10 protein-coding genes are annotated in these 7,973 nt (G+C 72.1%); 5 read left to right on the forward strand and 5 right to left on the reverse strand.

Annotated elements, in window-relative coordinates; translation table 11 throughout:
* Window positions 1-99 precede the first annotated feature (99 nt).
* Together AB0G11_RS48560 and AB0G11_RS48565 are read left to right on the forward strand one after the other, a co-directional pair.
* Window positions 100-645, forward strand: a complete 546-nt coding sequence (locus AB0G11_RS48560; protein ID WP_357594051.1) for an SDR family oxidoreductase — start codon at window positions 100-102, stop codon at window positions 643-645.
* 268 nt (window positions 646-913) lie between these two features.
* Entirely contained in the window at window positions 914-1,183 is a 270-nt protein-coding gene (locus AB0G11_RS48565; protein WP_357594053.1) for a hypothetical protein, read from the forward strand.
* 369 nt (window positions 1,184-1,552) lie between these two features.
* Here the strand turns inward: AB0G11_RS48565 and AB0G11_RS48570 are convergent, their stop codons facing one another.
* Entirely contained in the window at window positions 1,553-1,807 is a 255-nt protein-coding gene (locus tag AB0G11_RS48570) for a hypothetical protein (protein WP_357594055.1), read from the reverse strand.
* Between the two features lie 291 nt (window positions 1,808-2,098).
* Between AB0G11_RS48570 and AB0G11_RS48575 the strand changes: the two genes are divergently transcribed.
* Window positions 2,099-2,437, forward strand: a complete 339-nt coding sequence (locus AB0G11_RS48575) for a hypothetical protein (RefSeq protein ID WP_357594056.1) — start codon at window positions 2,099-2,101, stop codon at window positions 2,435-2,437.
* Here the strand turns inward: AB0G11_RS48575 and AB0G11_RS48580 are convergent.
* Window positions 2,409-3,032: a TetR family transcriptional regulator gene (locus AB0G11_RS48580; RefSeq protein WP_357594058.1), complete on the reverse strand. Its 624-nt coding sequence runs from the start codon at window positions 3,030-3,032 to the stop codon at window positions 2,409-2,411. The two genes, AB0G11_RS48575 and AB0G11_RS48580, sit on opposite strands and share 29 nt — an antisense overlap.
* A 44-nt stretch (window positions 3,033-3,076) precedes the next feature.
* On the opposite strand from AB0G11_RS48580, the gene AB0G11_RS48585 reads away from it, so the two are divergent.
* Entirely contained in the window at window positions 3,077-5,827 is a 2,751-nt protein-coding gene (locus AB0G11_RS48585) for an AAA family ATPase (protein ID WP_357594060.1), read from the forward strand.
* Here AB0G11_RS48585 and AB0G11_RS48590 read toward each other — a convergent pair.
* From AB0G11_RS48590 to AB0G11_RS48600, 3 genes are all read right to left on the reverse strand, one after another.
* Window positions 5,781-6,635 carry a hypothetical protein gene (locus AB0G11_RS48590; protein WP_357594062.1) on the reverse strand — a complete coding sequence of 285 codons (855 nt, stop codon included), beginning with the start codon at window positions 6,633-6,635 and terminating at the stop codon, window positions 5,781-5,783. The two genes, AB0G11_RS48585 and AB0G11_RS48590, sit on opposite strands and share 47 nt — an antisense overlap.
* A gap of 15 nt (window positions 6,636-6,650) precedes the next feature.
* Complete coding sequence (locus tag AB0G11_RS48595; RefSeq protein WP_357594063.1) at window positions 6,651-7,046, reverse strand: hypothetical protein; 396 nt, start codon at window positions 7,044-7,046, stop codon at window positions 6,651-6,653.
* Window positions 7,047-7,141: 95 nt separating this feature from the next.
* Window positions 7,142-7,492 (reverse strand): MarR family winged helix-turn-helix transcriptional regulator, encoded by a 351-nt coding sequence (locus AB0G11_RS48600; protein ID WP_357594064.1) that lies wholly within the window; start codon window positions 7,490-7,492, stop codon window positions 7,142-7,144.
* A 188-nt stretch (window positions 7,493-7,680) separates the two neighbouring features.
* Between AB0G11_RS48600 and AB0G11_RS48605 the strand changes: the two genes are divergently transcribed.
* Window positions 7,681-7,973: hypothetical protein (locus tag AB0G11_RS48605; RefSeq protein ID WP_357594065.1), on the forward strand; the 293-nt coding region annotated here is incomplete at its 3' end.

Consider the following 7,973-nt stretch of genomic DNA (forward strand, 5'->3'; position numbering starts at 1 on the left):
CAGACCGGCTCCATAAGCTCGTCGACGACACCGTCCACATCGAATCTCCCCTGGTCACGGCCGTGATCAAAATCGAAGCTAAAGATAAGGTTCGCCCTGATGCTGAAGTTCTTCGAGCAGGAGGCCCGCTTCCCGCGCCGGGAGGATGTTCCCAAGCCCGCCGTCGACTACCTGGCGGGCCAGGTCAAGGTCGATCCGGCGCTGTTCGCCGCCTATGAGTTCACCTCCCGCCAGGCCTCCAACTGGGCCTCGATGAAGCACGAATTGCGGCACATGCGCACCCAGGGCAGCGGCGCGATCGTCCACTGCTCCTCCCTCGGCGGCCTGGTCGGCATCCCCGGCCGCGCCTCCTACCACGCCTCCAAGCACGGCGTCATCGGCCTGACCACCAGCGCCGCCCTCGAATACGCGCCCCGCGGCGTCCGCATCAACGCCGTCTGCCCCGGCACGATCGACACACCCATGGTCACCGACATGATCGCCAAGGGCGAGCTCGACCAGGCCGAGGCCGAGGCCAACCAGCCCATCAACCGGCTCGGCACCGCCGAGGAGATCGCCCAGGCCGTCCTGTGGCTGTGCAGCCCCGGCGCCAGCTTTGTCGTCGGCGTCGCCCTGCCCGTCGACGGCGGCTATGTCGCCCGCTGACCACACCCGCTTCGCGATCGGCACCCTCGGCGGCGGCCGGGTGCACGGCGCGCAGCCATGCACCGTCGACGCTTCGCGCGCAGGGCGGCGTTCCCTGGCCCCACATTGACGGGCGCCGGAGGCCTTCATGCCGAACCTTTACCCCCGACCAGGTGCGCGCGCTCTAGAGTCGTTGTTTGATCACGCAGGGATGACAACGAGAACGAGGAGGAGAGCCGTGGTGCGATATCCAGAGGTGCTCTGTCTCAGCTGCGGTAGCGCCGACACGATGCGCGTGCGACTCCTGGGCGTCACTGACGAGGCCGAACATGATCGGCTAGATGCTCAGCCGGTTGAGGCTGACCAGTGGCGTTGCCTGCGATGCGACAGCACCTTCGCGCCGCACCCCTGTCCGGAATGCGGCTCGTACAAGATCGAAGGGGCCAACGGAGTTTCCGGCCAGCCTTTCGAGCAATCCAAGCTCGCCGTGACGTGCTGGGATTGCCGAGCGGAGTTCCCGGCGCACAGCACCGTTGTCGCCAAAGGTTACGGCGGCTGACGGTGAGTCACGATGACATCGAGCTCTGGGGTGGCTCGCCGGGGCAGCCTGACGGCGTGGTCGGCAAGGCCGCGAGCCGCTTAGACGAAACCGGCGTCCGGTGGGCGCGAGCCATCCGGCGCGGGCGTCCGGGCCAGGCGACGGGCCTGGGCCAGGCTGTAGCCGGTGGCGGCGTGGTCGAAGGTGATGGTGCTCATGAGTGTCCCCTGTAGGTTCCCTCGAACTTTCGTCACAGTTCGTCACAATCCATCACTGTGCGTACCCGCTCCTTAGCCAAAGGGCTGCACGGTGCGGGTAAGCCCCTGATGCCGCCGGCGGGGCGGGATCAAGGGAGCGGGCCGGGCCGGCAGATGGGGCGGACGGGGTGCCTCACCGGCCCGGCCGGGGCGGGCGCCTGGTCAGGCCGCTGGCATTCACGGTGAAGGTCTGCCCGTCGGCCGGGAAGACGATGTTGGGCCGGTCGGAGCTGGTGACGTCGTCGCCGAGGTGGGTGGGGATGAAGGTGCGGTCGGGCCAGCGTCCGGCCAGGGCCTCGACGTCGTCCAGGCCCATGCGGCCGGCCCTGGAGGTGCGGAAGGAGGTGTCGAGCACCACGGCGGCGCTGGTGGCGGCGAGGTCTTCCACCGACGGGCATCTCTGACCTGCGCTAACGGAATCGCATGTACCGGGTGACAGCAGTCTTCAGACACCCCGAATCCCGTGCTGGCCAAGGAGGTTGAGACACGCTCTAAGCCGTGCAACGCCCGCAGAACGCTGGATGGCGTGCGGAGAGCGGGAAGATCACGGTGAGCCCCGCCGCCGAACGTCCCCGGATCCGTCAGATGACCAGTCAGCGGGAAGTCCTCATGCGGCGACTTTAATGTCCTCGGGTGGGGATATAGCGTCGATGGTGAGAGATCGACGAACGGAGGCGTCATGTACGCGGTTGTCCGGCACTACAGCAGCAGCCCCGGCTCGGTCGAGGAGATGGTCAGGCAGGTGGATCAAGAGTTCGCCGACCGCGTCCCGGAGCGGGTCGGCGCGATCCTCTACAGCGCGATCGGCACCGGCGCGGGCACGGTGACGACGATCACCGTGTTCCCCGACGCCGAGACGGCCGCCCGCGCGGAGGACCCGGTGGAGGACGTGCAGCGCAGCCTGGGGGAGAGGTTCGGGGTGCGCGAGACCGAGGTGCACCGGGGCGAGGTCACGGTGAGCAGGGCCGATCCGCGGATCGCCGAGACCGTCAGGCCGGTTCCCCGGTCCCAGGGGTGACGGGCACGCGGCCGGTGAGGTAGCGCTGGAGAACCGGCGCCACCCACGCGATCACCTCGCCGCGCTCGGCCGCGACCAGCGCGTCCAGCCGGACGGCATACCTGGCCAGGATCAGGCCGACGAGCTGGCCGGCGGTGAGTGCGGCGCGCAGTTCGGGCTGATCGACCTCCAGCGCCCTGGTCAACCGGCCCAGCATCTCCTCGGCCACGTACGCGCGGATGAAGGCCGCCGCGTGCTCCGACTCCACGGCCGAGCGGACGACGCCGAGCAGCGGGCCCGGGTCGCGCACGTCGCCGAGTAGGTCGAGCACGTAGCCGGCGAGCCGGACGCCCAGCTCCCGCCGGGGCCCGCGCAGCAGGGCGGGCACGGTGTCCTCCGCGTTGAACACCGACCGGACCAGGGCGGTGAACAGCTCGTCCTTGCCGTGGTAGAAGCGGCGCACGAGGGCCGGGTCGACCCCGGCGTGCGCGGCGATCTGCCGCAGGCTCGTGCTCTGGAACCCCTGGCTGCTGAACAGCCGCGCGGCCGAGCAGAGGATGTCGTCCCGGGTGGTGGACGGCCCGGGACGCCTCCCGGTCCTCTGCGCGCTCTCCATGTCCCCATGTTAGGACTTGTTCAGGGCGACAGACGGGAGGCGTCATGCTCCAGGGACGTGAGAGCGAGCTGGCCGCGGTCGACGCGCTGCTGGCCGGTGCCCGCGAGGGCCGCAGCGGCGCGCTGGTGATCCGGGGCGACGCGGGGATCGGCAAGTCGGCGCTGCTCGCGTACGCGGCCGAGCGGGCGCGCGGCGGGCTGACCGTGCTGCGGGGGAGCGGCGTCGAGCAGGAGATGGAGCTGCCGTTCGCCGGACTGCACCTGCTGCTGCGCGGTGTCCTGGACGGCGCGGACGCGCTGCCGGACGGGCAGGCGCGGGCGCTACGCGGCGCTCTCGGCCTCGGCCAGGCGCCGCCGGGCACCGACCGGTTCCTCGTCGGCCTCGCGGTGCTGACCCTGCTGGCCGGCCTCGCCGAGGAGCGCCCGCTGGCGGTGCTCGTCGACGACGCGCACTGGCTGGACCACTCCTCTGCGCAGGCGCTGCTGTTCGCCGCGCGGCGGCTGGAGGCGGAGGGGGTCGCCCTCGTCTTCGCCGCGCGCGACGACGACCGGCCGTTCGCCGCTCCCGGGGTGCCGGAGCTCCGGCTGGGCGGGCTGGCCGCGGAACCCGCCGCCCGGCTGCTGCGCGAGCATGCGCCCGATCTCGCCCCGGCGGTGTGCGAGCAGGTCATGGGTCAGGCGCAGGGCAACCCGCTCGCGCTGATCGAGCTGCCGGCGACGCTCAGCCCGCAGCAGCGCGCGGGCGCGCTGCCGGTGCAGGCCGTCGGGTCCGGTTCGCTGCCCGCGCCCGGCCGCGTCTTACGGACCTTCCACGAACGGCTGGCCGCCCTCCCCGACGACACGCGCACGCTGCTGGCGATCGCCGCCGCGGACTCCGGCGAACTCGGCCTGGTCATCGAGGCCGCCCGGCGGCTCGGCGGCTCGCTGGAGGCCGTGACCCCGGCCGAGACCGCCCGGCTGATCCACATCGCCGACGGCACGCTCCACTTCCGGCATCCGCTCGCGCGGACCGCCGCCTACCGGCAGGTCCCGATCACGGTACGGCTGGCCGTGCACCGGGCCCTCGCCGATGCCCTGGACGGACGCCCGGACGCCGCCACGCGCCGGGCCTGGCACCTGGCCGCGGCGGCGACCGGCCCCGACGAGAGCACCGCCCTGGCGCTGGAGCGGAGCGCGGAGGAGGCAAGGGGAAGGGGCGGGTACGCGGCGGTGTCGGCGGCCTACGAGCGGGCCGCGCAGCTGAGCGCCGGACGCGACGGCCGTGGCCGGCGCCTGGCCGCCGCGGCCCGGGCGGCGGCCGAGTCAGGCCAGCACCAGCGCGCGGAGACACTGGCCGGACAGGCCCTGCCCCAGCTCGCCGACCCGCTCGAACTGGCGCAGCTGGCCGAGACCCGGGCCATGATCGCCACCGCTCGCGGCCGCAACGACCAGGCCCACCCCGCCCTGGCCGCCGCGGCGCGGGCGCTGAGCACGGGCGGGGACCCGGCCGCCGCGACCGAGCTGTACTTCGAGGCCATGACCACGGCCTGGCTGGCCGGCGACTTCCCGGCGCTGGCCGCGATCGCGGCCCAGGCCGCCACATCACCCGAGGGCGCGCGGGCCCATCCGCTGTGGCGGGCCGTCGCCGGCCTCGGCAGCCTCGCCACCGACGAGCCCGAGCGGCGCCTGCCCTGGCTGCGCGAGGTGATCGAGGGCGTCCGGGCCACCGCCGAGCCGGACGGGCTGCAGCAGCGGGCGCAGCTCGCCATCTGGGACATGCTCATCGGCGACGACCACGCCTCCCGCGAGCGGGCCGCCGCGCTGGAGCACGACTGCCGCACGGCCGGCGCGATCGGCGTCCTGCCCGTCGCCCTGCTGCTGAAGGCCCGCGCCGAGATGCTGAGCGGCCGCCACCGCGAGGCCAGGGCCAGCGCCGGCGAGGGGCTGCGGCTGACCCGCGACACCGAGCAGTCCCAGTACGCCGACCTGCTGACCGGCATCACCGCCTACCTGTCGGCGATCGAGGGCGACGAGGACCAGGTCCGGGAGCTGACCGGGCTGATCTCCGGCAGCGACGACCCGGGCAGCGTCGGCATGCGCTACGCCGCGCTCAACCTCATCGACCTGGTCCGGGGCAGGTACGAGCCGGTGGTGCGCCGCGCGGGCGACTACGCTCTGCACGCCCCGGCGGCTCGCACGATGATGCTGCTGCACCGCGCTCCCGACGTGGTGGAGGCCGCGGCGCGGCTGGGCCGGCTCGACGTGGCCCGCACCGTGAACAGGCGGGTGCAGATCTGGGCCCCGCTGACCGGCCAGCCCTGGGCGCGGGCCGTGGGCCTGCGCTGCACCGCGCTGCTGAGCGAGGGCGCCGACGCCGACCGGGCCTACGCCGACGCCGTACGGCTGCACCGCCACGGCGGGCGGATCTTCGAGCGGGCCAGGACCGAGCTGCTGTACGGCGAGTGGCTGCGCAGGGAACGCCGCAGCGGGCAGTCGCGCCCACTGCTGGAGTCCGCGATGGAGATCTTCGAGTCGCTGGGCTCCCGCCCCTGGGCCGAACGCGCCCGCGGCGAGCTCAGGGCGGCGGGCAGACGTCACCTGGCCGACCCGGCCCGCCGGGACCGGTCGGACCTGGCCGACCTGCTCACCGCCCAGGAACTGCAGATCGTCCGGATGGCGGCCGACGGCATGAGCAACAAGCAGATCGCCGCCCGGCTCTTCATCAGCCCCAGAACGGTCGGCTACCACCTGCACAAGGTGTTCCCCAAGCTCAACGTGGCCAGCCGGGGCGAGCTGGCCCGGCTGCGCCTGGACTGACCCCCGCCAGCTCCCGCAGCTCCTTCCGCAGCCGCAGAAGACGGGAGCCGATGCCGGAAAGGCGCTTCCCATGCCGCGCCACCGCCCGCTCCTGGAAGCCGGTCTCCACGGCGACCAAGGCCGGGACCAGGCCGACCGCCGTCTTGCACGCCACATCGGCCACGGCTTCGGCGACTCCTTTCCTGGTCAGCTCATGGAACCCCTTCCCGCGCATACAGATGCGCCATTCGCCCATGAGGTGCTTCACCTTCGGGTGAGCCCAAGCGTGCTTCAGCGAATCGGTGGACAGCCGCCAGACGAACACCGCGTCCTCGACGTATCCGGGCCCGGTGACGCGCTCCCACGAACGCCTCAGGCAGCCGCCCTTTCCGTCGCGGCCGTACGCGGCGATCCGCTGGGCCGCGGTGAGCCCGGCGTCACGGGCGGCGCGCCGGCGCGCGTAGTCCGCCTCCGCCGGGTCCATGACCTGTTCGTAGCCGGCCCGTCTGGCGACCTCCGCCTCGATCAGTCCGTAGCGGCGGCGGTTGCCGGAGTCACGCACGACAGGTCTGCGGAGGACGGGCCAGGCCAGGTTCCCGGCGGCCATGCAGGCGGCGGTCAGGCTCTCCGCGGCGTCGCCCATCAGCGCCATGCCCCCGGGGCCCAGCGCGTAGGCGTCAAGGGGGAGCCGCACCTGCCGCGCCTCGGCGCCCGCCGCGATGCCGACGGCCTCGTGGCGGGCCGTCGGCATCGGCATGGCGGCGTCACCTGGAGAACCGCATCCGGCCAGCAGCAGGCCGCACACACACAGTCTCAGGAACGAGCGCATGATCGATCAGCGGGCTTACCAGTATTCGATGGAGGACGCGGCGTTGTCCATCGAGCCGAGCGTCAGCGCAGCGGTGTACGGGGGGATGTCCAGGTAGGTGCCCTGGAGGTTGAGGCCGTTCCACAGGCGGACGGTGTACGAGGTCGGGTTGTCGACCGAGCTGACGGTGTTGTAGAGGCTGGTGTTGGTGCCGGGGTACTGGTTGTCCCGGAGGTCCCTGTCCCCGGTGCTCATGGTGGCGACGCTGCCCTGCAGGTACATGCCGTTGTAGAGCCAGATGGTGCTGGGCTGGGCGGCGTTCCGGGCCGACTTCTGCGTGATCGCGTCGCTGCCGGGGTCGGCCGCGGCCGTTCCGGGCGCGCCCGTGATCACACCACCGATGAGCAGCGCGGCGACGATGGCCTTTCTCATTTCTCCTCCTGCTGGGAAGAATTCGGCGAGCTGACCCACAACAAGCTAGGCAGGCGGAGGCTGCGCCGAATCTGCGAAATGACCGGGATCGGCCGTCACCGACCGGTGCGGTGCAGAACGCGCTGGAGGATCTCGGCGAAGCGGGTCAGAGCGTCCGGATCACAGTCGGCGAACGGGGTATCGGCGAGCGTCACGGCGATGACGCGCTCGCGCGCCTCCCGGCCCCGCTCGGTCCGCATGACGACCCGCGAACAGCGGTCGCCCGGGTCCACCGCGCGCTCCGCGTATCCGCGGTCGGTGAGCTGGTTGACGACGAAGCTGAGGTTGGGCGCAGCATCCTGCCAGCCGAGATCTCCCGAGGAAGATGACGTCATGGAGACCGTCAAGAGGCGCGCACCTACGACCGTGCCGTGCTCATGGACGGTGGTCGGCGGCGAGTTGCGCATCAGCTGGATGGATCGCGATCACCTCGACGGAACGGCGCCGACCACCCGGCGTTGATCGCGTGCTACTTCGGCGACGGCGGCGAGCGAAACCAGCATTGATGGCGCAGGCGCTACAGGATGGGCGAGACATGCCCGCCCGTCGCCACGAGTTCGACGTACGCAGGTGGGTGAGCCGGCAGCGCTGGGGTGTGGACGTGCTCGGCGGCGACCTGACCGCCTTCGTGCGCTATCTACAGGGCAACGAGCGACATCGCCTGGTGATGGGCCTGGTGGCCCGAGCGGTGGAATCGTTCAGCCTGCGTCCGATCACTGGCTCGTTGGAGTGGCAGGTCCCGGTCGACGCGGCCGAGCGGCGGGGACCTTGGCCAGGTCGCCAGCAGCGCGGTCAGGGCGAGGTGCAGCGCGAATCCGGGCAGGAGCATCCCGTACACGAAGCCCGGCAGGCTGTTGGCCTGCTGGATGACCGCTTCGGCCTGGGCGT

It is taken from the genome of Nonomuraea sp. NPDC023979 (genome assembly GCF_040639085.1).
In the GTDB taxonomy this organism is placed as follows: Bacteria; Actinomycetota; Actinomycetes; order Streptosporangiales; family Streptosporangiaceae; genus Nonomuraea; species Nonomuraea ceibae.

What these genes read in the sequence shown, in the direction of transcription:
- AB0G11_RS48560 (WP_357594051.1), top strand. Translation starts at nt 100, where the DNA reads ATGCTGAAGTTCTTCGAGCAGGAGGCCCGCTTCCCGCGCCGGGAGGAT.
- AB0G11_RS48565 (WP_357594053.1), top strand. Translation starts at nt 914, where the DNA reads ATGCGCGTGCGACTCCTGGGCGTCACTGACGAGGCCGAACATGATCGG.
- AB0G11_RS48575 (WP_357594056.1), top strand. Translation starts at nt 2,099, where the DNA reads ATGTACGCGGTTGTCCGGCACTACAGCAGCAGCCCCGGCTCGGTCGAG.
- AB0G11_RS48580 (WP_357594058.1), bottom strand. Translation starts at nt 3,032, where the DNA reads ATGGAGAGCGCGCAGAGGACCGGGAGGCGTCCCGGGCCGTCCACCACC.
- AB0G11_RS48585 (WP_357594060.1), top strand. Translation starts at nt 3,077, where the DNA reads ATGCTCCAGGGACGTGAGAGCGAGCTGGCCGCGGTCGACGCGCTGCTG.
- AB0G11_RS48590 (WP_357594062.1), bottom strand. Translation starts at nt 6,635, where the DNA reads ATGCGCTCGTTCCTGAGACTGTGTGTGTGCGGCCTGCTGCTGGCCGGA.
- AB0G11_RS48595 (WP_357594063.1), bottom strand. Translation starts at nt 7,046, where the DNA reads ATGAGAAAGGCCATCGTCGCCGCGCTGCTCATCGGTGGTGTGATCACG.
- AB0G11_RS48600 (WP_357594064.1), bottom strand. Translation starts at nt 7,492, where the DNA reads ATGCGCAACTCGCCGCCGACCACCGTCCATGAGCACGGCACGGTCGTA.